Annotated in this window: 22 protein-coding genes; 12 read left to right on the top strand and 10 right to left on the bottom strand. The window is 63.6% G+C overall.

Going from position 1 to position 21,260, the window contains the following annotated elements; genetic code table 11:
* Positions 1–70: 70 nt before the first annotated feature.
* On the bottom strand, positions 71–787 hold the full coding sequence (locus SKZ59_RS20300; protein ID WP_319992769.1) for a ribonuclease T2 family protein: 717 nt from the start codon (positions 785–787) through the stop codon (positions 71–73).
* Between the two features lie 67 nt (positions 788–854).
* Positions 855–1,955: a branched-chain amino acid aminotransferase gene (locus SKZ59_RS20295; RefSeq protein ID WP_058050799.1), complete on the bottom strand. Its 1,101-nt coding sequence runs from the start codon at positions 1,953–1,955 to the stop codon at positions 855–857.
* A 195-nt stretch (positions 1,956–2,150) separates the two neighbouring features.
* Between SKZ59_RS20295 and SKZ59_RS20290 the strand changes: the two genes are divergently transcribed.
* The 4 genes from SKZ59_RS20290 to SKZ59_RS20275 all read left to right on the top strand — a co-directional run bounded on the left by SKZ59_RS20290 (position 2,151) and on the right by SKZ59_RS20275 (position 5,852).
* Positions 2,151–4,664: a sulfite reductase flavoprotein subunit alpha gene (locus tag SKZ59_RS20290; protein WP_319992768.1), complete on the top strand. Its 2,514-nt coding sequence runs from the start codon at positions 2,151–2,153 to the stop codon at positions 4,662–4,664.
* Between the two features lie 111 nt (positions 4,665–4,775).
* Positions 4,776–4,961: a hypothetical protein gene (locus SKZ59_RS20285; RefSeq protein ID WP_099402374.1), complete on the top strand. Its 186-nt coding sequence runs from the start codon at positions 4,776–4,778 to the stop codon at positions 4,959–4,961.
* Positions 4,962–5,112: 151 nt separating this feature from the next.
* Complete coding sequence (locus tag SKZ59_RS20280; protein ID WP_161781522.1) at positions 5,113–5,268, top strand: hypothetical protein; 156 nt, start codon at positions 5,113–5,115, stop codon at positions 5,266–5,268.
* Positions 5,269–5,453: 185 nt separating this feature from the next.
* Positions 5,454–5,852 (top strand): bacteriohemerythrin, encoded by a 399-nt coding sequence (locus SKZ59_RS20275; RefSeq protein ID WP_070304367.1) that lies wholly within the window; start codon positions 5,454–5,456, stop codon positions 5,850–5,852.
* A gap of 3 nt (positions 5,853–5,855) precedes the next feature.
* On the opposite strand, the gene SKZ59_RS20270 is transcribed toward SKZ59_RS20275, so the two are convergent.
* Entirely contained in the window at positions 5,856–6,695 is an 840-nt protein-coding gene (locus SKZ59_RS20270; protein WP_319992767.1) for a hypothetical protein, read from the bottom strand.
* A 334-nt stretch (positions 6,696–7,029) separates the two neighbouring features.
* Between SKZ59_RS20270 and SKZ59_RS20265 the strand changes: the two genes are divergently transcribed.
* Positions 7,030–9,264, top strand: coding sequence for a TonB-dependent siderophore receptor (locus tag SKZ59_RS20265; RefSeq protein ID WP_319992766.1), 2,235 nt, complete (start codon positions 7,030–7,032; stop codon positions 9,262–9,264).
* Here SKZ59_RS20265 and SKZ59_RS20260 read toward each other — a convergent pair.
* Positions 9,261–10,010: a nucleotidyltransferase domain-containing protein gene (locus SKZ59_RS20260; protein ID WP_319992765.1), complete on the bottom strand. Its 750-nt coding sequence runs from the start codon at positions 10,008–10,010 to the stop codon at positions 9,261–9,263. The two genes, SKZ59_RS20265 and SKZ59_RS20260, sit on opposite strands and share 4 nt — an antisense overlap.
* A 93-nt stretch (positions 10,011–10,103) precedes the next feature.
* Between SKZ59_RS20260 and SKZ59_RS20255 the strand changes: the two genes are divergently transcribed.
* The 3 genes from SKZ59_RS20255 (at position 10,104) to SKZ59_RS20245 (ending at position 11,614) form a co-directional block, all read left to right on the top strand.
* The gene (locus SKZ59_RS20255; RefSeq protein ID WP_319992764.1) at positions 10,104–10,670 is read left to right on the top strand and encodes a methylated-DNA--[protein]-cysteine S-methyltransferase; all 567 of its coding nucleotides are present in this window, start codon (positions 10,104–10,106) and stop codon (positions 10,668–10,670) included.
* A 59-nt stretch (positions 10,671–10,729) separates the two neighbouring features.
* Positions 10,730–11,104, top strand: a complete 375-nt coding sequence (locus SKZ59_RS20250) for a DUF1294 domain-containing protein (protein ID WP_034757483.1) — start codon at positions 10,730–10,732, stop codon at positions 11,102–11,104.
* A 123-nt stretch (positions 11,105–11,227) separates the two neighbouring features.
* The gene (locus SKZ59_RS20245; RefSeq protein ID WP_139143464.1) at positions 11,228–11,614 is read left to right on the top strand and encodes a hypothetical protein; all 387 of its coding nucleotides are present in this window, start codon (positions 11,228–11,230) and stop codon (positions 11,612–11,614) included.
* A 60-nt stretch (positions 11,615–11,674) separates the two neighbouring features.
* On the opposite strand, the gene SKZ59_RS20240 is transcribed toward SKZ59_RS20245, so the two are convergent.
* A complete protein-coding gene (locus SKZ59_RS20240) occupies positions 11,675–12,394 on the bottom strand; it encodes a hypothetical protein (protein ID WP_319992763.1) in 720 nt (239 codons plus the stop codon).
* A 164-nt stretch (positions 12,395–12,558) separates the two neighbouring features.
* Here SKZ59_RS20240 and SKZ59_RS20235 point away from each other — a divergent pair, with 164 nt between their 5' ends.
* Both SKZ59_RS20235 and SKZ59_RS20230 read left to right on the top strand, forming a co-directional pair.
* Positions 12,559–12,747 (top strand): hypothetical protein, encoded by a 189-nt coding sequence (locus SKZ59_RS20235; RefSeq protein ID WP_070304418.1) that lies wholly within the window; start codon positions 12,559–12,561, stop codon positions 12,745–12,747.
* Positions 12,748–13,014: 267 nt separating this feature from the next.
* A complete protein-coding gene (locus SKZ59_RS20230; protein ID WP_034757471.1) occupies positions 13,015–13,239 on the top strand; it encodes a hypothetical protein in 225 nt (74 codons plus the stop codon).
* Between the two features lie 67 nt (positions 13,240–13,306).
* Here the strand turns inward: SKZ59_RS20230 and cydX are convergent, their stop codons facing one another.
* The 5 genes from cydX to cydD all read right to left on the bottom strand — a co-directional run bounded on the left by cydX (position 13,307) and on the right by cydD (position 19,626).
* Positions 13,307–13,423, bottom strand: a complete 117-nt coding sequence (gene cydX, locus SKZ59_RS20225; RefSeq protein WP_034757467.1) for a cytochrome bd-I oxidase subunit CydX — start codon at positions 13,421–13,423, stop codon at positions 13,307–13,309.
* A gap of 22 nt (positions 13,424–13,445) precedes the next feature.
* Positions 13,446–14,600: a cytochrome d ubiquinol oxidase subunit II gene (gene cydB / locus SKZ59_RS20220; RefSeq protein ID WP_319992762.1), complete on the bottom strand. Its 1,155-nt coding sequence runs from the start codon at positions 14,598–14,600 to the stop codon at positions 13,446–13,448.
* 13 nt (positions 14,601–14,613) lie between these two features.
* Positions 14,614–16,191, bottom strand: a complete 1,578-nt coding sequence (locus tag SKZ59_RS20215; RefSeq protein ID WP_319992761.1) for a cytochrome ubiquinol oxidase subunit I — start codon at positions 16,189–16,191, stop codon at positions 14,614–14,616.
* A gap of 67 nt (positions 16,192–16,258) precedes the next feature.
* Positions 16,259–17,941, bottom strand: coding sequence for an amino acid ABC transporter ATP-binding/permease protein (locus SKZ59_RS20210; RefSeq protein ID WP_319992760.1), 1,683 nt, complete (start codon positions 17,939–17,941; stop codon positions 16,259–16,261).
* On the bottom strand, positions 17,938–19,626 hold the full coding sequence (gene cydD, locus SKZ59_RS20205; RefSeq protein WP_319992759.1) for a thiol reductant ABC exporter subunit CydD: 1,689 nt from the start codon (positions 19,624–19,626) through the stop codon (positions 17,938–17,940). The genes SKZ59_RS20210 and cydD overlap by 4 nt, the downstream gene beginning before the upstream one ends.
* Positions 19,627–19,765: 139 nt before the next feature.
* Between cydD and SKZ59_RS20200 the strand changes: the two genes are divergently transcribed.
* Together SKZ59_RS20200 and SKZ59_RS20195 are read left to right on the top strand one after the other, a co-directional pair.
* Positions 19,766–20,317: a GbsR/MarR family transcriptional regulator gene (locus SKZ59_RS20200; protein ID WP_175560510.1), complete on the top strand. Its 552-nt coding sequence runs from the start codon at positions 19,766–19,768 to the stop codon at positions 20,315–20,317.
* A gap of 308 nt (positions 20,318–20,625) precedes the next feature.
* Complete coding sequence (locus SKZ59_RS20195) at positions 20,626–21,192, top strand: PEP-CTERM sorting domain-containing protein (protein ID WP_051991862.1); 567 nt, start codon at positions 20,626–20,628, stop codon at positions 21,190–21,192.
* The last annotated feature ends 68 nt before the right edge of the window (positions 21,193–21,260 follow it).

Below are 21,260 nucleotides of genomic sequence, written 5' to 3'. Positions count from 1 at the left end.
CTGTTCATCTTGCTGATCCGGGCAATACACTAGCATGGATGGGCGGACTCTGCCGGGCAGGCAAGGTCCATCACTTCTGGCAGTCGATGACCTTGAAATCTTTCGAATAACAGATGCGCAACTCGCCCGAATGCTTTTCATAGCCAAGCCAGCGGCCTTTCAGCTGTGGGTTGTGCTGCTTCATCCACTGGAACAACTCGTTTTTCGGCATGGTGGAGTCCGGCAGCTTCAAGGCCTGGAACAGTTCGCGTTCCTTCTCGAAATATTCCTTCGCCGTATCGAAATCGCAGGCGCCATGCTTTTCCCATTCACCCTGCAGCAAGGCTTCGCCCGGCTGCATGCACATGTAGGGCAAGATGTCGGAAGGCGCCAGTTTCGGCAAATTGCCCTTGCAATAGCGCGGGTGCATGTCCGTCTTGCGCGGCGGCGTCACGGAAATGTCTTCGCACGTGGCAGGATTGTTCGACTGCGCCCACAGCCCATGCACGATCCAGCCGAACTGGTTGCTCTCGGCGCACTGGAAAGCGGCCTTCTTCGACACGGCGCCACGGCGGCGCTGGCTGTCGCAAAAGCCTGGCGACCACGACAGCGCCAGCATGAAGTAATCGGTGGGCACGTTCGTGCTTTGCTTGTAGCACGTGTTTTTCTCGTCCGACGGCTTGACGTCGTAATCGTAATAGCTGACGTTGCGCGGAATGGTGCAGCTGGCGTCGGCCGCATGGACGGCGCCAGCGGACAGGCTGAGGAAAACGGCGGCCAGCGCAGGCAAGACAGAGCGAATTTTCATCGTATTCCTTCAAGATATAAAAACGCCGGCAACTGGGTGCCGGCGCGGTATCAATCAAACAAGCTGATCAGCAGACCTTGTGCATCCAGCCATGCGTATCGGCCGCCGTGCCATGCTGCAAGCCCAGCAGCGCTTCGCGCAGGGCCAGGGTGACGGCGCCGTTTTCATTGTTGTTGATGGTCATTTCAAAGCCGTTGGCCTTGGCCACGCCCACCGGCGTGATGACGGCGGCCGTGCCGCAGGCGAACACTTCCGTCATGCGGCCCGAGGCGATGTCGTCGCGCCATTGCTGGACGGACAATTTACGCTCTTCGGTCGCATAGCCGAGGTCTTTCGCCATTTCCAGCAGGCTGCGGCGGGTGATGCCTGGCAGCAAGGTGCCCGTCAGTTCCGGCGTCACGACGGTGATCTTTTCGCCATCCTTGTAGACGAAGAACAAATTCATGCCGCCCATTTCCTCGATAAACTCGCGGTGCACGGCGTCCAGCCACACGACCTGGTCGCAGCCCTTCTCTTGCGCTTGCGACTGGGCCATCAGGCTGGCCGCGTAGTTGCCCGCGCACTTGGCTTCACCGGTGCCGCCCGGCGCGGCGCGCACGAAGTCTTCGCTGATCCATACGGTGACGGGTTTCACGCCTTTCGGGAAGTAGGCGCCGGCTGGCGAGGCGAACAGTACGAACAGGTATTCTTCCGATGGACGCACGCCCAGGTAAGGATCGGTAGCGATCATCAGCGGACGCATGTACAGGCTCTCGCCCGTGTTCTTCGGCACCCAGTTGCGGTCTTGCGAAATGAGCGCGTCGCCCGCTTCCAGGAACAGCTCGACAGGAATGGCCGGCATGGCCAGGCGCGCGGCGCTGCGGTTGAAGCGCTCCGCGTTTTGTTCCGGGCGGAAAGTCTTGATGCTGCCGTCCGGCTGGGCAAACGCCTTGTAGCCTTCGAAGATGGCCTGGCCGTAGTGCAGGGACGAGGCGGACGGGTCCAGCATCAGCGGGCCGTAAGCCTTCAGTTCGCCCTGCTGCCACTTGCCGTCACGGTAAGGAATCACCACCATGTGGTCGGTGAAGATGCGGCCAAAGGCGGGATTGACCATGCGTGCGGCGCGCTCGGCGTCGGACAAGGGGTGGGCGGATGGAGTGACGACGAGATTCGGTGTGGAAGTGGTCATGGCAGCAATGGGAACTAGTGAACAGTATTCCTATTGTAGCGCCTATGGCGCCCGATCAGGCAAACGGGGATGGCCCCCGCCACGTGAAAACAGGGCACCATCATTTGCGAATGATTCTCGTTTTCGTTAAAATGTCAGCCTTCCTTCTTCCCGCCATGCCTGACTTCCTGCATGGCGGCGCTATCGAAAGCCGCCATGACCACTTCTTCCCTCCCCCAGTTGCGCGCCAGCACCGACGCCGTGTCCGCAGTGCGCCAGCCAAGCGCCGCCCCGCAACAACGGCGCTGGCACTGGACCTGGAAGCAGATATGGTTTCAATTGCACTGGTTTATCGGCATCACTGCCGGCACGGTGCTGGTGATCATTGGCCTGAGCGGCGCCACCCTGGCCTTCAAGGATGAATTGCTGGACCTCATGAACCCCGGCGTGCGCCATGTCGCCGTGGAAACCCGCGCCCCGCTGACGCCTGCCCAGCTGAGCAACATTGCCGCTGCCGAACACGGCCAGCGCGTGGCCTCGATCACCATGTATGCGCAAGCGGGCACGGCGCCACGGCTGTTCTTCGCGCCGAAGAATGGCCAGCGGCGCGGCGAGTCCATCTATGTGCATCCATACACGGGCACGACCCAACCTGCGCTGGCGGGTGCGGAATTTTTCGAGTGGACGGAATCACTGCACCGCTGGCTGCTGCTGCCGCGCGATCCGGGGCGGCAAGTGGCGGGTGCGCTGGCCCTGTGCCTGCTGGGGTTAGCCCTGTCCGGCCTGTATCTGCGCTGGCCCCGCCGTCCGCTGGACTGGCGCACGTGGCTGACCTTCGATCCCGCCCTGAAGGGCCGCTCCTTTTTGTGGAATCTGCACGCCGTGGCCGGCACTTGGTGCCTGATCGTCTACGTGGCGCTGACCTTGACGGGCATTTACTGGAGCTATGACGTGGTGCGCGACAATATCGACGCCTGGGCCGGCAAGCCGCCAAGGATGGCACAGGCACCCGCGAAAAAAGGCGGCGGCAAGGAGAAAGCGCCCGCCGTCGACATCAGCCTGGCTTGGACCAGCTTCCAGCAGCACGCCGCCGGCTGGACCCTGGCCAGCGTGCGCCTGCCCACGCGCGCCGGCGAAGCCGTCCAATTCACGTGGCTGGCCATCGATGCGCCGCACGAACGGGCGCGCAGCCGCATGAGCATCCTGCCGGCCGACGGAACGGTCACGGAAAACGAGCCGTACGGCCAGCAGGGCCTCGGTGCGCGCCTCGTCAACATAATTTATCCGCTGCACATGGGCACGTATTTCGGCTTGCCGGGCCGCATCATCGTTACCTTGGCCAGTCTGGGCCTGCCCCTGTTCGCCATCACGGGCTGGATGCTGTACCTGGGCCGCCGCAAGGCCAAGCGAGCTGTCCAGGCGCAGCGCGACATGCTGGGTGCCGGTGCGCCGGGCAAGACGGGCACCGGTTTACCTACCCTCGTCGCCTATGCCAGCCAGTCGGGACAGGCCGAACGCCTGGCCCTGGAAAGCGCGCGCGCCCTGCAGCAGGCCGGGGTCGCCGTCGACGTGCAGTCGCTGGACCGGTTTGATCCCGCGCAATTGCGCCAGTACGAACGGGCGCTGATCGTTGCCAGCACCTTTGGCGAAGGCGAGGCGCCGGACGGCACGCGCCGCTTCGCGCGCCTGCTGCACGCAACATCGGGCACGCCGCTGGCGGGCCTGGAATTTGGCATGCTGGCCCTGGGCGACCGCCATTACAGCGCCTTCTGCGGCTTTGGCCATGCGCTGGCGCAGCAATTGCAAGCGCTGGGCGCCCATCCATTATTCCCGCTGATCGAAGTCGACAAGCACGACCCCGCCGCCCTGGCCGACTGGTCCCGAGCGCTGGCCCGCTGCAGCGGCAGCGCCATCGACGCCATCGGCGTGCAGGAAGAAGCGTCGTATGCCGAGTGGCGCCTGGCGCGCCGCGTGCTGCTCAACCCTGGCAGCCAGGGTGGCGAACTGCATGAAATCACCTTGACGGGCCCTGCCGGCGCCACATGGGAAGCGGGCGCGCTGGCCGAAATCATCGCCTGCAACGCGGATGGCAGTGATGGCGATGCAGACCATACCCACCACGCGCCCCGCAGCTATTCGCTCGCTTCGCTGCCATCCGATGGTGAACTGCAATTGCTGGTGCGCCAGGAACGTCATGCAGGCATTGAGAACCAGGGCCATGGCGTCTGTTCCGGCTGGCTCACGCGCTTCGCCCCTCTGGGCGGCCCTATCCGCTTGCGCCTGCAAGCCAATCCCGCCTTCGCGCCCGCCCTGGTCGACGTGCCCTGCATTTATATCGGCAACGGTTCCGGCCTGGCAGGCCTGCGTGCGCATTTGCGCGCGCGCCAGCGGGCGGGACTGGCCCGCAACTGGCTGCTGTTCGGCGAGCGCCAGCAAGCTTTTGACAGCGTCTGCGGCGCAGAGTTGCAAGGCTGGCTAGACGATGGCCACCTGGCGCGCCTGGACAGGGTCTTTTCGCGCGATGGTGAAACCCGGCAATACGTGCAAGACCGCCTGCGCGCCAGCGCCGGCGAGCTGCGCGAGTGGCTGGCGCAAGGCGCCATCGTCTACGTGTGCGGCAGCCTGCAAGGCATGGCGGCAGGAATCGATGCTGTACTGCAAGAAGTGCTGGGCCAGGATGGCGTCGACGCCCTGCTGGCGGCCGGACGCTACCGCCGCGACGTGTATTGACTTAGATCAGCCTGCCGGCCGCGCCGCCCTGCTATGTGGGCAGGCGCACGGTCAGCACCAGCCATCGGACTAGAGTGGAGTCATCCCCACCCACTGTCTGCGAGGCTAGCCATGAAAAATCCCTGGATGAGCATGTACCTGAGCGCCGCCAACCGCATCGCCAACACGGCGCGCGGCCACGCCACGGCCGCCGTCAAGCGCGAGGCGGCGAAAAATACGCGGCAGTTGACGCAAGTGTGGTTCGATTCCTTCCTGCCGCCCACAGGCAAGCCACGGCGCAGCCGCAAGGCCAAATAGGCCCCTGGCAGCAGGCGAACTGGTGCAGTGCATCACAGCAATAAGTTGAAGTTACGATCAGGTGAACTAAACTGCAAGCATGGTAGTACATAAGGAAGTGACCGGCAGGCGCCGCATCCCCGCGCCGCCGCCGGGACACCGGGAGACGACCATGTTGACGCTCAAAGTGCTGGCCTGCCTTGCCCTCTCGGCCCTGATGCTTGCACCCCTCGTGTTGAGGGATACGATGCAGCTATCCGCCGGGCAGCAGTTGCAGGTGCCCAATGTCGATGCGCATGCCATGTGGAGCCATTGGCCTCGGCAATAAGACGCATCGCTGAAACCGCTTTATTACGGAGGGGAAATTGGTTCCTACATCCATTTGTTTTTGCTTTGTTTTCCTCGCCCCCTCTTCACCATACTTTTGATCCAGGTCATGGATTTCCCTCTTCGCTGCGCCCACACTGGAACAGTCCGCTTCGCACCGCGACGGACTTAACCGGGAGCATCGGCATGGGTAAATCGCATTGGAAGGATGAGATGGCGCTGGGTGTTCCCGTCATCGACGAGGCGCATGAGGCGCTGTTTCAGGAGCTGGCGCGGTTGCAGCAATTGGGCGACCAGCATTTCAGCGTGGCGTTTCGCGAGCTGATAGCGGCCGTCGAACGCGATTTCCGCGAGGAGGAGGATTTGATGGAACAAATCGCCTTTCCCTCGCTGGCCAACCACCGCGAACAGCATGCGCGCGTGCTCAGCGGCTTGCACCATGCCTGGGCCGCCGTCGATGAAGGCGACCTGGAACAGGGGCGCCATGCGCTGTCGCTGTTGCCGCAATGGCTGATCTTCCACCAGGCCACCATGGACCTGGCCCTGGCGGCGGCGCTGGAACTGGTGCAGCGCCAGCCCAACTGATTCTTATAGCAGCAGCACCGTCGCCTGCTCGGGCATGACCACGCGGTAGTGTCCCGGGTATTTGTCTTCGCCATCGAAAATCTTGCAAAACACGGGTTGGTTGATGTCGTTGACGGCCTGCTCGTTCATGGGCAAGGTGGCGATCAATTGCTCGCCATCCATCAACTGCAAGGCACTGCCCCGCTCGGCCGCGCAAAAGGCCAGCGATTGCACGTCGCTGGCGAACGGCCGCTTGTACCACGGGGTGATGGCCCGCACGGCGCGCCGGGCGTCGCGCAAGACTTGCCCCACACGCGTGACGTTCCACGCATCGCGCGCCACGGCGGGCTGAAGCACGATATTCGCCGTCAGCTCGCCCCTGCCCTTGTTCACCAGGAAAGTGCCATCTTGCGCGGCGATGTCATCGTTGAGCGGCACGACAAACACGCCGCCGTCCGACACCTTGATCGGCATGGGCGCGCCATTGCCTTGCAAGGCCACGCGCACGTCGTCGATGGTGGCGCTCAGCTTGGCAGGAATCAGGCGCAGGGCCATGACCACGCTGCCGCTCGACACTTGCCACACTTTCCTGGCCGTCAGATAACTTTCGCGGTAAGCCGTGAAGCGCACGCGCGGCGCCTTGGCGTCGCTGCTGGCCGTGATCGTCACCGTTTGCGGTGGCAGCGCCTCTTCCGCTGGCGCGGCGGGCGTGACCGGCGCAAGAGGTGCTGGCATGGTATCGGTGGCGGGCGGCACGCTGGCGCTCTGCAACTGCACGGGAACTGCCGGCGGCGGCGCGTGTTCCTGAGCCTGGCCCAGCGACACGACACACAACCATCCGGCACAAGCGATCCATGTACGCATGCATTTCTTTCAATGAGGAAAATATTTGTCAGCGCCTGCATTATCGCAGAAGGCCAGCCGATGCGCGCCATTGCCCTACTTGCACTCCTGCCCGCACTACTTTGGTGCGCACGCTTGATTATTTGGCAAATACCACTTATATTGATAATGATTCTTATTCAATGAAATGACAAGAATCGCGCGCCTTCTTTTCCACTGCCCGTCCGCGCCGGGCCTTGCGGTGGAACTGCTATCCAAGCCAGACCACGGGCCAGCGTCAGCCATCCCCCCAGCTACTGCGCACCTCGCCAGACGAGATAGGAACACTCACGACAAAAAATATTCCAGGAAAATGATGCAATCAACGACAGTCTCCTCTTCTTCGCGCCAGCCCGCCTTGCGCCCCCTCCCCCATCTGTTACACATCAGCCTGCTGAGCCTCGCGGCCGGCGTGGCCTTGCCGGCACAGGCTGCCGATGCGGCCGCGGCCGACGTCACCATGCCGGCCGTCACCGTGCTGGGCCAGTCGACGGCGACGACGGAAGGCACGCAGTCGTACACGGCAGGCGAAGCGCGCAGCGCCACGCGCATGGAGCTGACTTTGCGCGAGACGCCGCAATCGGTCAGCGTCATCACGCGCCAGTTGCTCGACGACCTGGGCGCCGTGCGGCTGGACCAGGCGCTGGCGCAGACGACGGGTATCCAGGTGGGCCAGAACGACACCGAGCGCACGCGGTTTTATGCACGCGGCTTCGGCATCAACAATCTCCAGATCGACGGCATGGCGCGCGGCGGCAATGCGCCGCTGCAAGACACGATTTTGTACGACCGCATCGAAGTCGTGCGCGGCGCCACCGGCTTGATGGGCGGCACGGGCGACCCGTCGGCCACCATCAACATGATACGCAAGCGGCCCACGAAGGAGTTCCAGGCCAGTGCCGGCCTCATCATGGGCCGCTGGGACGACCAGCGCTTCGAAGCCGACCTGTCTACGCCGCTGAACGCGGAGGGCAGCGTGCGGGCGCGCACGGCCCTGGCCTGGCAAAAACGCGATTCCTACCTGGACATGTATCACGAGCGCAAGACGGTCGGCATGGTCATCGTCGAGGCGGACTTGCGCCCCGGCACCCTGCTGACGGCCGGTGTCGACTTCCAGGACAACAAGCCCACGGGCGCCACCTGGGGTGCCGTGCCTTACTGGAATGCGGATGGCAGCTTGGCCAACTTGCCGCGCAACACCAGTTTCACGACGCCATGGAGCACCTGGGCCAACAAGCAGCACACGCTGTTCACGTCGCTGGACCAGCGCCTGCCCGGCAACTGGAATATGCATCTGGGCTACGCGCGCACGGAAAGCACGAACCGCACCACCGTCGCCTATGCGGGTGGCGGCCATCCAGACCCGGCCACGGGCGCAGGCATGCTCCTGTGGACGGGCGCCTATGGTCCGGGCAAGACCACCAACGACAATTTCGACCTGTACGCCAGCGGCCCGTTCACCTTGCTGGGGCGCAAGCACACGGCCATCGTCGGCTGGAACGGCGGCAACCAGCGCGCCCGTTCGCTCGGTGGCGAGGCGGACATCGATTACCCGGCCTTCGTTCCCGATTACCGCAGCTGGACGGGCAACATTCCCCGCCCCGTTTTCCATCCGGACGGTTCGCACTCGGAAACCGTCACGCGTCTGGCAGGCGGCTATGTCGCCACGCGTTTGAGCCTGGCCGATCCGCTGCACGTCATCATCGGCGCGCGCACGAGCACTTACCGCACCGATACGCGCAACTACGATACACGGGGCGTGCACACGGACAATAGCGACTTTTCCGAGACGCGCAATGAAGTGACGCCCTATGTGGGCGCCGTGTTCGACATCAACAAACAATATTCGGCCTATGCCAGCCTCACGCAGCTGTTCAACCCGCAATCGAGCAAGGACCGCAACGACAAGTTTTTGCCACCGGAAACGGGCGACAACGCGGAACTGGGCATCAAGGGGGAATTCTATGAAGGCAAGCTGAACGCATCGGCCGCCCTGTTCCACACGAAGAAAAAGAACCTGGCGGAACTCGACCGCACGGTGCCGCCCGGCTTCTTGCTGCCCGACGGCGGCCAGGCCATGGTGGCCAACGGCAAGGGCGTGACGGCCAAGGGCGTCGAGTTCGACGTTGCCGGCCAGATCACGCCCGCCTGGGAAGCGAGCGGCGGCTATACCTATCTGCACGCGGCCGAGGCCGATGGCCGCCGCGCCGCCACCACGCAGCCGCGCCATTTGCTGCGCCTGGCCACCAGCTACCGTTTCGACGGCAAGCTGGCCGGCTTGAGAGCGGGCGCCAGCATGACGGCACAGAGCGCCACCTACAGCGAATCGTGGTATGGCCGCCCGCCATCGAACGCGATCACAAATATCCCGCAAGCGGGCTACGCGCTGGTCAACGCCATGGCCAGCTACGCGCTCAACCGGCACGCCAGCGTGCAACTGAACGTGAATAACTTGCTCGACAAAAAGTACTACCGCAACGTGGGATTCTTCGACGGCGTGTTCTGGGGCGAACCGCGCAACATCAGCCTCTCCGTGCGCACTGCGTTTTAAGCACGCCAGTGCGCGGGCGCCGGCAGGGTAAATCCTTCCAGCAAGGGACCGCCCACGGGCGCCAGCACGGCGGCGGCGACTTGCTCGAAGGCGCGCTGGCCGGCCGGCAAGTCGCTGGCAACCAGGCGCAGCGCACCGTCGAGCTGCGCGGCGATGGCGGCGTCAAATGTCTGCAGGCGCCGGAACAAATGCTTGCCGCCGCCGCTCCATTCGCCGGCCGCGCGCAAGTGCAGGTCGGACAGCGCTTCGTACAGCTGGCAAGCGACGGCCAGCGCCTCGCCCGGATGCGTGCTGTCGACCAGGTCTTCCAGCGCGGTGGTGATGGCATAGCGGCGGCGCTGCAGGTTTTCCACGTCGAGCACGGGCGGTCCCGCCGTCTCGATGGCGTGCGCCAGCGCATGCAGCCGGGCGTAGGCGTCGCCGGCAGCGACAATGTTTTCCCCTTCGACCACCATCATCGCCAGCGGCACCTTGCCGCCGGGCGCATCCATTTCCTTGCAAAAATACGTAAACGTGGCCATGTCGTGCCCGAACAGTTCCACCGTGCGCCCTTCGGCGACGAGGGTGTCGCGCCAGGCGCAGTCGACGTGGTCGAACAGCAGCAGCAAGTCGATATCGGAAGTGGTCGTTTGCCGGCCCGTGGCGAACGAGCCGCCGATGATGGCCGCCACGGCCGAGGGATAGCGTTCGTGCACCAACCGCAGGGCAATCGCGCGGATATCGTCATAAGTGGGGATCGTCGTCAAAGCCTGTGCTCCATGCCGAAAACGCCATCCTACACGCAATATGCGGCATGCCGCCATCCTGCTACACTGGCGCCATCTGACCGAGGAACAAACATGGAATACGACTGCATCGTGGTGCCTTCGCCCGTGGGCGAGCTGACCCTGGTGGCGCGCGGGGAAGCCCTGACCGCCATCCTGTGGGAAAACGACAAGCCGAACCGCGTGCGTCTGGGCGCCATGCGCGTCGATGACGGTTGCGCCGTGCTGCAGGAAACGGCGCGCCAGCTGGCTGAATATTTCGCCGGCACGCGCCAGCAATTCGACGTGCCGCTCGACTTTGCCGGCACGCCATTCCAGCAGGAAGTGTGGCGCGCGCTGCTGACGATACCGTACGGCCAGACGCGCAGCTATGGCGAGATCGCGCGCCAGATCGGCCGCCCCGCCGCCGTACGCGCCGTGGGTGCCGCCAATGGCAAGAATCCCATTTCCATCATCGCCCCCTGCCACCGTGTCATCGGCGCCACGGGCGAGTTGACGGGCTTTGCGGGCGGCTTGCATGCCAAGGAAACCTTGTTGGCGCTGGAAGGCATCACCCTGTCCAGCGACCGCGAAGCGCTGAAGACGGGCCATGCCCGGCGCCGCGCTGTTCAAATAGATACGGCGCAAGGCTGTCTGTTTTAGGCTGCGGCATCGCTTCCCTTGTGGGATACTCACGCCCTCCGCTCAAGCCAACACATCCTATGTCCTATCTTGTCATCCTGTTCTTTGTCGTTCTGTATTTGCTGGCCACGTTCTTTTTCCACATCCCCGTCTTGATCGCCCTCGTGTATGGCGTGCTGAGCCTGAGCTGCTTTGTTGCCTACGCAATCGACAAGTCCGCCGCCAAGGAAGGCCGCTGGCGCACGTCGGAGCGCACCTTGCTGCTGCTGGGATTGTTGTGCGGCTGGCCCGGCGCCGTGCTTGCCCAGCAATGGCTGCGCCACAAGTCCAGCAAGCGCTCATTCCGCGTGCTGTTCTGGATCACGGTCGCCATCAATATCGGTGCTTTCGTGTATTTCAGCATGCATTACGCGGCGCCCGATATCGGCACCGAAGTGGCACCCATCGAGCTGTAAATCTATCAACGCGAAAATGTAACAGTTATTGCGGCGCGTTGTAGGTAAAAAGCTCGCCTGTCAGAATATTAATATATCCGGCAATCAACCTAATTCATCGACACGGGAAAGCACTTTTCGACCATGCGCACTTTGCAAATCCACAATTTCTACTTGTTCCGCCTTGCTGTTGCGATTTGTTTCGCAATCACCTTGGCCGGCTGCACAAGCTATCGCTATATTCCTCCGGATTCGGATGCGGGCCGTCAATGCGTGACGAGCTGCGGGACCAATCAGCAAATATGCATTGCCGGCAAAGAGCAGATTGCGGCGAGCCAGGCACAGGCTTGTGAGATGCGCAACACCAGTACCGTTTCCATCTGCCTGGCCGTGGCGAAAACAGATGCGGACCGCGAACTATGCGCAAAGAAACGCCAATATTGTTCATCCAGCGCATCGACATGGCAATGCGACTCCGATTACAGAGCATGCTATACGCAGTGCGGCGGCAGGATCGAGGAAAGCCAATAAACGGCCGGAAGGCATATGCCGCTTAACAAGACGCCGGCGCGGCAGGCTAGCTTCGTCTAGTTATTCGCCCAGCAGGCGCAGCGATTCCAGCCAGTCCGCCTTCCATTCGCGCAGCAACGGTTGCGTGGCGAAGGCCTTTTTCAGATGCGCCATCGGCACGCGGTGCACGTCGTGCAAACCGAACGCCAGGGTCACCGGATGCCACAGGTGGCTGTTCTTGCCGCCGCGCGAATTCTTGCGCACGCGCGCGCCATCGTCGCCAAAGATACCGACGCCGCTGGCCAGCCCCTGTTCCAGGTCAACCTTGCCCACACCGGCAAAGGCCATCAGAATCTGCTCGCGCCCCAGACCCTTCAGGGCGCTGGGCAGAACGGCGGGCGCCTTCTCCGCTTCCGCTTCGGCCGGCTGCGGGTGCTGCAATTCCTTGAGCAAACGCAGCAGATCGCGCTCCTGGAAATGCAAGCTGTCCAGCGGCACGCGCAGTCCTGGCGCCTTCAGTTCGATGGCGATGTTGCTTGAATCGCGCGTAAAACGCAGCCACACATCGTCGGCGCCCGAAGCCAGATGCTGCTTGTCGCCAATGAACACGACGGGCGCCGCGTAGCGCGTCACGCCGTCATGGAACAGCTCGCTCCACGCTTCGCTGTAATCGAGCCAGACGTATGGCAAGCCGCCCTGCTCCAGCAAGCGCGCCAGGGTCCACGGCGTGCCTGTCTGTTGCGCCAGCCAGGCACAGGCGTCAAAGGCGGTGGCGCGGTATGGCAAAGGAAGGGAGGTCATGGCGGTTCCATCGATAAAAGTGGAGCGCAGTGTAGCAGACGCCGCCGCCATCGCTTCGGCAGGCGCATCCGGCGCGCCATTCCTGCACGATGTGCTAGGCTGGAAACAGCAGCACGCGCCACGGCCACCTCGGCAGCGTGGCGCACCACCGCGAGGAGATCATCATGCATTCGAGCACCAACGCCGCCACCGCACCCGCCCCGCCACCGGAGCGCGATTCACCCACGCCGGCCAGCGAAAGCCACGCCGAGGAAATCCTCGATGAAGCGCTGAAGGAAAGCTTTCCGGCCAGCGACCCGATTGCCATTGCAACACCCAAACCGCCGAGCAAGCCACCTGCCGGTAGGTCGTAAGCCGACGACACCACCGTCGCGGCCAACAATATTGTCGGATTACGCGCTTGCGCGCCTCGGCGGCCCCGCTAATCCGACCTACCTCCCCGCCGCCAGCAACCCATCCACCCGCCAGTAGGTCGGCTTGGCCTGCAGGACATAAGCCGACGACACCACCGTCGCCAGCCACCGCCATGGTGGTTATGCCTGCACCACATCCAAATGACGCTCCCGTGCGTAGATGGCTATGCCACCACCTGATTTGTTACCACGCGGAAAGGGAAAGCTATGCAGCATTACAGCAAAAAGACGGATCCCATGGACCAGCGCCTGTACCTGGCCCAGCGCATCGACCGGGCCGATGCGCGCCTACGGCGGCTGAACGAGGCGCTGGCCGATGCGGCGGCGCGCGAACGCTGTGCACGCTGGATTACCGCCTGGGCCGTGGCGGCGGGTGCCGACGCGCCGCGCGGCATGAAACTGCGCATCCGTGGCGAATTCATCTTGCTGTAGCAAGCAAAAAGCCCCGCCGGGCATTGCGCCGGGCGGGGCTGTTCAGTCCGTACTGCGGCCAGTTGAACTAGTCGCGGTACTGCTCGGGCGTCGTGTCGCCATCGGCGATTTCATACCACATCGCATTGAGTACGGCGAAGGTCGCCGCCAGCGGCAGACCCAGTATCCAGGCGAAATACCACATAGTTAATTCCTTTCGTAAATTCTTAGTAGGCGTGACCGGTTTCGTCTTCGATGGCTTTGCCGTCAACCTTACCCCACAGCACTTTATACACCCACGTCGTGTACGCCACGATGAGGGGAATGAAGACGGCCGTGACGACCAGCATGATGAACAGGGTCATGTGGCTGGACGAGGAATCCCACACCGTCAGGCTGGCGCGCGGGTCGATCGACGATGGCAGGATAAACGGGAACATGGCCGCACCCACGCTGAGGATGATGCCGGCGATGCTGGCCGCGCTGGCCAGCAAGGCGGACACTTCGCGGCGCGCGCGCAGCAAGGCGAACGCCAGCAAGGGCCCAAGCAAGCCCAGCGCAGGGGCGATCCAGGTCCACGGATGGGTGGCAAAGTTGAGGAACCAGGCGCCCACGTGCACCTGCGCCGTTTTCAGCATCGGGTTCGACGGGCCATCGGTGACAACGGCGCTGGTGACGCGGTAGCCATCGACCCACAGCCACAGGGCCACGCCGGCCAGTGCATACAGCACGACGGTGGCGATCGCCGCCACGCTGCCGTAGCGGCGCGAGCGTTCAGCCACGGCACCGTCCGTTTTCACTTGCAGCCAGGTGGCGCCGTGCATCACCAGCATGGCCACCGAGACGAGGCCGCATAGCAGCGCGAACGGGTTGAGCAGCGCAAAGAAACTGCCGTCATAGAAGATGTGCATGTCCGGCGAAAAACGGAACGGCACGCCTTGCAGCACGTTGCCGATCGCCACGCCGCTGATCAGGGCCGGCACGAAGCCGCCCACGAACAGGGCCGCATCCCAGCGGGCGCGCCAGCGCGGATCTTCGCGCTTGCTGCGGAACTTGAACGCCACGGGACGCACGATCAGCGCCACGAGGATGACAAACATGGCCAGATAGAAGCCCGAGAACGAAACGGCGTACAGCTGCGGCCAGGCGGCAAAGATGGCGCCGCCGCCGAGGATCAGCCACACCTGGTTGCCTTCCCACACGGGGCCGATACTGTTGATGATGACTCTGCGCTCGAGGTCCGTCTTGCCGGCAAACGGCAGCAAGATACCCGTGCCCAGGTCGAAGCCGTCCGTGATGGCAAAGCCCACCAGCAAGATGCCGATCAGCAGCCACCATATCAGGCGCAGGGTTTCATACGAAATCATTTCATGCAAAATCATGGTCTGGTCCTCCTCAGGCGCGTTGAGTATGAATGGCTGCGGCCGCTGGCACGGGGGCCGGCGCCGTCTCTTCCGGCCCCTTGCGGATGGCCTTGAGCATGAGCTTCATTTCGATAATCAACAGCACGGTGTAGATGGCGGCAAAGCCGGCAATGGTGATCAGCAAGGTCGAAGCGCCCAGGTTCGAGACGGCCACGGCCGTTGGAAGCACGCCTTCGATGACCCACGGCTGGCGGCCCACTTCGGCCACGATCCAGCCCGCCTCAATGGCCACCCACGGCAGCGGGATGGCGAACACGGCCAGCTTCAGCAGCCACCGGTGCTTGTCCAGCGTGCGGCGCGTCGACAGCACGAAGAACGTGCCGGTCAACAGGATAAAGAACATGCCCAGGCCCACCATCACGCGGAAGGACCAGAACAATGGCCCAACGGGCGGCACGGTATCGAGCGCGGCCTTGCGGATCTGCTCGGGCGTGGCCTGGCGCGGATCGTCGACATAGCGTTTCAGCAACAAGGCATAGCCCATGGACTGGCCTTTCGATTCGAACATATCCTTCGCGTCCTGCGGCACGGGCGCGCCTGGCGCCACGCTGCGGATGGTTTGCAGCGCGTCATACGCCTTGATGCCATCCTGGATCAGCAGTTCGCCACGGTCGACCAGTTGCTCGATGCCGGGAATTTCCGTCGTCAGCGAACGCGTGCCGATCAAGCCCATCACCATCGGGATGTGCACGGCGTAATGCGTCTCGCGCGCTTTCGCATCGGGGAAACCGATGGCCGTAAAGGCGGCCGGGGCCGGCTCCGTCGTCCACATGGCTTCGATCGCGGCCAGCTTCATCTTCTGATGTTCCGACGACAGGTAGCCGCTTTCATCGCCGAGCACCACCACCGACAAGGTGGCGGCCAGACCGAACGAGGCGGCCACCGTCATCGAGCGCTTGGCCAGCTGCACGTGGCGGCCCTTCAGCAGATACCAGGCGGAAATACCGAGCACGAAAATCGATGCTGCCGTGTAACCGGCCGACACCGTATGCACGAATTTCGCCTGCGCTACCGGGTTCGTCAGCACGGCGCCGAAATCCGTCACTTCCATGCGCATGGTCTGCGGATTGAAGGCCGCGCCGACGGGATTTTGCATCCACCCGTTGGCGATCAGAATCCACAGGGCCGAGAAGTTCGAGCCGATGGCCACCAGCCAGGTCGTGACCAGATGGCCCCGCTTCGACAGCTTGTCCCAGCCGAAGAAGAACAGGCCGACGAAGGTCGCTTCCAGGAAGAAAGCCATCAAGCCTTCGATGGCCAGCGGCGCGCCGAAAATGTCGCCCACATAATGGCTGTAATAGCTCCAGTTCATGCCGAACTGGAATTCCATGACGACACCGGTCGCCACGCCCATGGCGAAGTTGATGCCGAACAAGACACCCCAGAACTTGGTCATGTCGCGCCAGATGGGACGGTTCGTCATCACGTAGACCGTCTCCATGATGGCGAGCAGCACTGACAGGCCTATCGTCAGCGGAACAAATATAAAGTGGTACAGAGCTGTCAGCGCGAACTGCAGTCTGGATAAAGCGACAATATCGAAGTCCATATGATTTCCTTGGTGTTACCCTACTGTGTGTAAACTTGCTACCTTTCCAATACTGACTGGTTGCCCGTCAGTCCCCCCGCAAGCCCGCCAGAGCAGTCTCGAAGGCATCCGTGCCACGCCGCGCGTCGCCCACGATACGGCCATCGCGCAGGCTGACCAGCCGGTCCGCCAGCGCCGCTTCGCGCCGCAAGTGGGTTGCGATCAGCAAGCTGCGCCCTGCGCTGCGGGCGCGCAGGCGCTGCAGGACGTCAATCGCCGTCTGCGCATTGAGCGCTTCCGTCGCTTCGTCCAGCAGCCACAAGGTCGATTCATGCAGGAACAGCCGCGCCAGCGCCAATCGCCGCGCCTGGCCACCGGACAAGCCCAGGCCGCCCTCGCCCAGCATGGTGTCCAGGCCGCCCGCAAACGCACGCACCTCGTCGTCCAGGCCGGCAGATTGCAGCGCTTCCCACAGCTGCGCATCGCTGGCGGACGGGTCGGCCAGGCGCAGGTTGTCGCGCAAGCTGTCCTGAAATAGTTCCGTCTTCTGCGTGAACAGGCAGGCGCGCGGCGCGGCCACCGTGCCCGACAAGGGCGCCAGTTCGCGCGCGGCGATGGCCAGCAAGGTGGACTTGCCCGCGCCGCTGGGGCCGATCAAGGCGACGCGCTCGCCATCGGCGATGTGCAGCGATACGTCATGCAAGATGGCATTATTGCTGCCCGCATGCGCGGCGCTGACGTGTTCCAGGCGCAAGCCCGGTGCGGCGCCGACAGGCGGCGCAGTAATCTCTTCAACATCCAGGCGCGGCGCCAGACGCCGTACGGCCAGCAGCATGCGCCCCGCTTCCAGCGCGCCGCGGCGCAGTCCCGCAAACGGTTCCACGGCCGTCAGGGCGATCAGCAAGGCCAGAGCCGCCAGCGGCAAACTCATCGTTTGCTGTTCCACCAGCGCGGCCACGGCCAGCAGCACGCCAGCCAGAGTCGCGCTGCCGGCCACACCATACGCGGCGCCGGCCGCCGTTTCCAGGCGCAGCAGGGCAAAATCGGCTTGCGCCAGCGAACGGTCGATCTGCCCCAGCGCCGCGCATTGGGCGTCGATGCGGCCCGCCATCACGAGATCCGTCTGGCCTGCCACCAGGTCGATGGTGCCGGAACGCAATTTTTCGATGGCGCGCGAGCGCACGATGGCGGGACGGCGGGCGCCGCGCGCCACGATCCAGCTGACGCCGCCGCCGGCGGCCAGCAGCCACACGGCCAGGCCCAGGCCCAGCTGCCACTGCATCACGCCCAGCACCACGCCGGCCAGCAAGGCCGCGCACAGGGCCGTAAAGGCAGGCACCAACAGGCGCAAATACAACGACTCAAGCGCGTCGATATCGGCCGTCAGGCGGAACAGCAGCTTGGCGGGCTGGCGCAGCAAGCGGCTGGCCGCTTCCGGGCGCGACCAGCCACGGAACAGGCGCACGCGGATGCTGGCCAGCGCGGCGAACGTGGCGTCGTGCGTGACGAGCCGCTCCGCATAGCGCGAACCCGTGCGGCCGATGGCCAGCAGGCGGATGCCGGCCGACGGGCCGAAGACGTCGAACACGATGGCCGTCGAGGCGTGCAAGCCGGCAATCGACGTGGCCGTGATAAACCAGCCGGACAAGCCCAATAACGCCATGCCGGCCACCGCCGTCAGGGCCGCCAGCAAGGCGCCCCCGATCAGCTTGCGGGGCTGGGCCAGCAGCAATTGCCGCAAGACGGAGTTCGATATGAGTGAAGTTTTCATGCGCGCAACTCCTGCACTTGGGCATGCGCATCGACCTGCGCCGTGCGCTGCAGCCGGCCAGCCAGCACCGGATCGTGCGTGGCGACGATCATCGTCTTGCCTTTCGCCAGTGCCAGCAGGGCGTCCGTCACGCGCGCCGCCGTTTCGCTGTCCAGGTGAGCAGTCGGTTCATCGACCAGCAGCAAATCCGCATGCGGATGCAGGGCCACGCGGGCCAGGGCCAGGCGCACGGCTTCGCCGCCGGACAAGCCCTGGCCGCCATCGCTGAGCATGACGGCCGGCTGCGCCTGCGCCACCTTGGCCAGGTCCGCCAGGTGCAGCGCCTGCGTCACCTGCGCGGCGTTCGCCCCAACGCGGCCCAGGGTCACGTTCTGGCTGACGGAAGCGGCAAACACGTGCGGACGCTGTCCCATCCAGGCCATACGCTGGCGCAAGGTGTTGACCGTGCTGTCGGTCAGGCGCACGCCGCCGATGCGGATGTCGCCGCCGCTGGCGGGCAGCAAGCCGGCCAGCAGGGACAGCAAGGTGGTCTTGCCGGCGCCGCTGGCGCCCAGCAGGGCCACATGTTCGCCAGCGCGCACGGTCAGGTCAAAGCCGTCGAACACGGGCGCTTCGCCGGGATGGGCAAAGCGCAATTGCCGGAGTTCCACGGCGGGCGCCGCCGCCACAGCCATGGCGGCGGTGGAAACGGCTGCCACTTCCACACCAAAACCAGGCAAAGGCACGCCATCGGCCGCCAGGTCGTGCAAACCGGCCAGGCCCGCTTCGCCGGCCGCCTTGTCGTGCCAGACGGCGGCCAGTTCGCGCAGCGGCTCGAAGAACGCGGGGGCCAGCAGCAGGATGAACAAGCCCTGCCCCAGGCTCAGCTCGCGGCCCCAGGTACCGAAATTGATGCTGCCCAGCAGAGAGAAACCGATGAATGCCGCCACCATGGCCACACCGAGTGCGGAAAACAGCTCGAGCACGGCGGACGACAAAAAGGCGATGCGCAGCACCACCATCGTGCGCCGGCGCACCGATTGCGACGAGGCATCGAGCCGTTCGGCCGTGGCGTCGACGGCGTCGAGCGCGCGCAAGGTGGCCAAACCGCGCAGGCGGTCCAGCAGGAAGGCGTTCATGCTGCCCATTTCCACCATCTGCGCGCGGCTGGCCGCTTGCGCGCCCATGCCGACGAGCGCCATGAAGACGGGAATCAAGGGGGCGGCGATGAGCAGGATCAGCGCGGCGATCCACGACAGCGGCGTCACCACGGCAAGGATCACGAGCGGCACGAGCATGACTTTCCAGCGCGCGGGTTTGTAGCGCACCAGATACGGCACGATGGCTTCGGCCTGTTCGGCGATGACGCTGGCCGCCTGGCCCGACTGGGCGCGCTGGCGGTCCAGCGGCGAGCGCTGCGCCAGCGCTTGCGCCACCTGTTCCCGCAAGGTGGACAGGTGTGCGCGCGCCGCCGCATACATACGCCGCGCGCCCCACGCTTCGCAGCCGGCGCGCAGCACGCCCAGCAGCAGCACGCCAGCGGCCGGCAACAGGGCCGCGCGCCAGGGTGCACCGTCTTGCATGGCTTGCACGGCCCAGGCCAGCAAGGCCGCCTGCGGCAGCCACAGCAAGGCGGCCCCGCCTTGCGCCAGGCTGGCGGCACGGGGAAGAATAAAGCGGGGCAAGGACAAGGACGTGGTCGGCATCTTCTATACTTCTTGAGTTTTCAGAATTTTCTGTAAATTCGATATTTTGTATAATACTGCGAAACATGACATATATCAATTGACCCCACCAGTATGGCGTGAAAAAATTCAGATAATTATGAAAACTCAACATATCCAAATGACGCCGCTGATCCTGACCTTTGTCAGCCATTTCGGCGAGATGGGCAGCCGCTGGGGCTTTAACCGTACGGTAGGGCAAGTGTACGCCTTGTTATTTGTCGCGGAGCACCCTTTGCACGCGGATGAAATCGCGGAACACCTGAGTTTTTCACGCTCGAACGTGAGCATCGGCCTGAAGGAATTGCAGGGCTGGGGTTTGATCCGCCAGTCGCGCATTCCCGGCGACCGGCGCGAGTATTTTTCCTCGCTGGGCGATGTGTGGCAAATCTTCCGCGTGGTGGCCGCCGAGCGCCGCCGCCGCGAAGTGGCGCCCACCCTGACGGTGCTGCGCGAATCGCTGCTGGCGCCGGCCACAGAACCCGTGGATCAATATGCGCAGGAACGCATGCGTGAAATGTATGAACTGGTCGACCTGGCCAATACCTGGTTCGACGACTTGCAGCGCCTGTCGCCCGAATCGATGGCGCAGCTGATGAAAATGGGCGCCAAGGTACAAAAGCTGCTCAACGCCAAGGATCGCCTGTTTGGCGTCAGCAACAACAACGACTGAAGCACCTTCCTCCCCTCCCTCCCAAAAAAGCCGAGACGCCGCTAGCACAAGCTGGCGCGCCTTGTCACGCCGTTTCCTAACGTTATGTTGTCTATCGTTAACACAAGCAGACATAGCCGTATGCGATGTTGTCAACTGAACCAATAGTATTATTTAAATTGTATTAATTTATATCAAGAGTAAGCTTGCATTTGCGTACTCTCTACGCACAAGAAATAGATAAAAACGGGCAATGGGATGACTTCCCCGGTATGTAGGGACGCGTCCCAACACTATGAAGCGACTGTCTCAAGCACAAGGGGATTTTCATGAAAAGCGTAAAGAGCATTGCCATCAAGGCATCCATGCTGGCCGCAATGACCGTACTGGCAAGTGCGGCCCAAGCCGCCACCTGGGTGGATGTGGGTCCGGCCAGCGGTTTCGTCATTGACGGCAGCACCGTCACTTATTCACCATCTCCGGCACTGCAGGTGAAATATTATGACGACAATCTCGTGCCACAAAGCCCCTCGGACATCCAGGGCTATATCAATGGCGTGTTCGGCACCAGCCTGGGCACCGCCGTCTCGTATTGCGAAAGCGCCACCTCGGGTTGCACTGCCGGCACCACGGCAGGCTTGAGCGGCGGCGTCAATTCGTATACGAGCGCGGCCGCCTATGACTACCTGGCCATCCACTTCGGCCAGGGCGAACTGGTGTTCCACTGGGCCGCACCCGTGGCTGCCGGCACCACCTTCACGATCGAAGGCCTGCCCAAGGACCTGAGCAATTACAGGGCCTTCATTTCAGCCGTGCCGGAACCTGGCACCTATGCCATGCTGCTGGCCGGCCTGGGTCTGCTGGGCTTCATGGCACGCCGCCGCCAGGGAAAGTAAGCCTCATCTGCGGCAGCGGCGCACCAGCGTCCGCTGCCGCCCTCAACGCCAGCGGCCTGTTTGGCCCG

The organism is Janthinobacterium sp. GMG2 (assembly GCF_033949445.1).
GTDB lineage: Bacteria > Pseudomonadota > Gammaproteobacteria > Burkholderiales > Burkholderiaceae_D > Janthinobacterium > Janthinobacterium aestuarii.
This window is presented reverse-complemented; position numbering and strand designations above follow the sequence as displayed.

Excerpts from the sequence above, each read along its gene's own strand:
- SKZ59_RS20250 (WP_034757483.1), top strand. The coding sequence starts at position 10,730 with ATGTCCTATCTTGTCATCCTGTTCTTTGTCGTTCTGTATTTGCTGGCC.
- SKZ59_RS20255 (WP_319992764.1), top strand. The coding sequence starts at position 10,104 with ATGGAATACGACTGCATCGTGGTGCCTTCGCCCGTGGGCGAGCTGACC.
- cydD (WP_319992759.1), bottom strand. The coding sequence starts at position 19,626 with ATGCCGACCACGTCCTTGTCCTTGCCCCGCTTTATTCTTCCCCGTGCC.
- SKZ59_RS20270 (WP_319992767.1), bottom strand. The coding sequence starts at position 6,695 with ATGCGTACATGGATCGCTTGTGCCGGATGGTTGTGTGTCGTGTCGCTG.
- SKZ59_RS20210 (WP_319992760.1), bottom strand. The coding sequence starts at position 17,941 with ATGAAAACTTCACTCATATCGAACTCCGTCTTGCGGCAATTGCTGCTG.
- cydX (WP_034757467.1), bottom strand. The coding sequence starts at position 13,423 with ATGTGGTATTTCGCCTGGATACTGGGTCTGCCGCTGGCGGCGACCTTC.
- SKZ59_RS20195 (WP_051991862.1), top strand. The coding sequence starts at position 20,626 with ATGAAAAGCGTAAAGAGCATTGCCATCAAGGCATCCATGCTGGCCGCA.
- SKZ59_RS20240 (WP_319992763.1), bottom strand. The coding sequence starts at position 12,394 with ATGACCTCCCTTCCTTTGCCATACCGCGCCACCGCCTTTGACGCCTGT.
- SKZ59_RS20290 (WP_319992768.1), top strand. The coding sequence starts at position 2,151 with ATGACCACTTCTTCCCTCCCCCAGTTGCGCGCCAGCACCGACGCCGTG.
- SKZ59_RS20235 (WP_070304418.1), top strand. The coding sequence starts at position 12,559 with ATGCATTCGAGCACCAACGCCGCCACCGCACCCGCCCCGCCACCGGAG.
- SKZ59_RS20245 (WP_139143464.1), top strand. The coding sequence starts at position 11,228 with ATGCGCACTTTGCAAATCCACAATTTCTACTTGTTCCGCCTTGCTGTT.
- SKZ59_RS20285 (WP_099402374.1), top strand. The coding sequence starts at position 4,776 with ATGAAAAATCCCTGGATGAGCATGTACCTGAGCGCCGCCAACCGCATC.
- SKZ59_RS20200 (WP_175560510.1), top strand. The coding sequence starts at position 19,766 with ATGACGCCGCTGATCCTGACCTTTGTCAGCCATTTCGGCGAGATGGGC.
- SKZ59_RS20230 (WP_034757471.1), top strand. The coding sequence starts at position 13,015 with ATGCAGCATTACAGCAAAAAGACGGATCCCATGGACCAGCGCCTGTAC.
- SKZ59_RS20295 (WP_058050799.1), bottom strand. The coding sequence starts at position 1,955 with ATGACCACTTCCACACCGAATCTCGTCGTCACTCCATCCGCCCACCCC.
- SKZ59_RS20265 (WP_319992766.1), top strand. The coding sequence starts at position 7,030 with ATGCAATCAACGACAGTCTCCTCTTCTTCGCGCCAGCCCGCCTTGCGC.
- SKZ59_RS20300 (WP_319992769.1), bottom strand. The coding sequence starts at position 787 with ATGAAAATTCGCTCTGTCTTGCCTGCGCTGGCCGCCGTTTTCCTCAGC.
- SKZ59_RS20280 (WP_161781522.1), top strand. The coding sequence starts at position 5,113 with ATGTTGACGCTCAAAGTGCTGGCCTGCCTTGCCCTCTCGGCCCTGATG.
- SKZ59_RS20275 (WP_070304367.1), top strand. The coding sequence starts at position 5,454 with ATGGGTAAATCGCATTGGAAGGATGAGATGGCGCTGGGTGTTCCCGTC.
- cydB (WP_319992762.1), bottom strand. The coding sequence starts at position 14,600 with ATGATTTTGCATGAAATGATTTCGTATGAAACCCTGCGCCTGATATGG.
- SKZ59_RS20215 (WP_319992761.1), bottom strand. The coding sequence starts at position 16,191 with ATGGACTTCGATATTGTCGCTTTATCCAGACTGCAGTTCGCGCTGACA.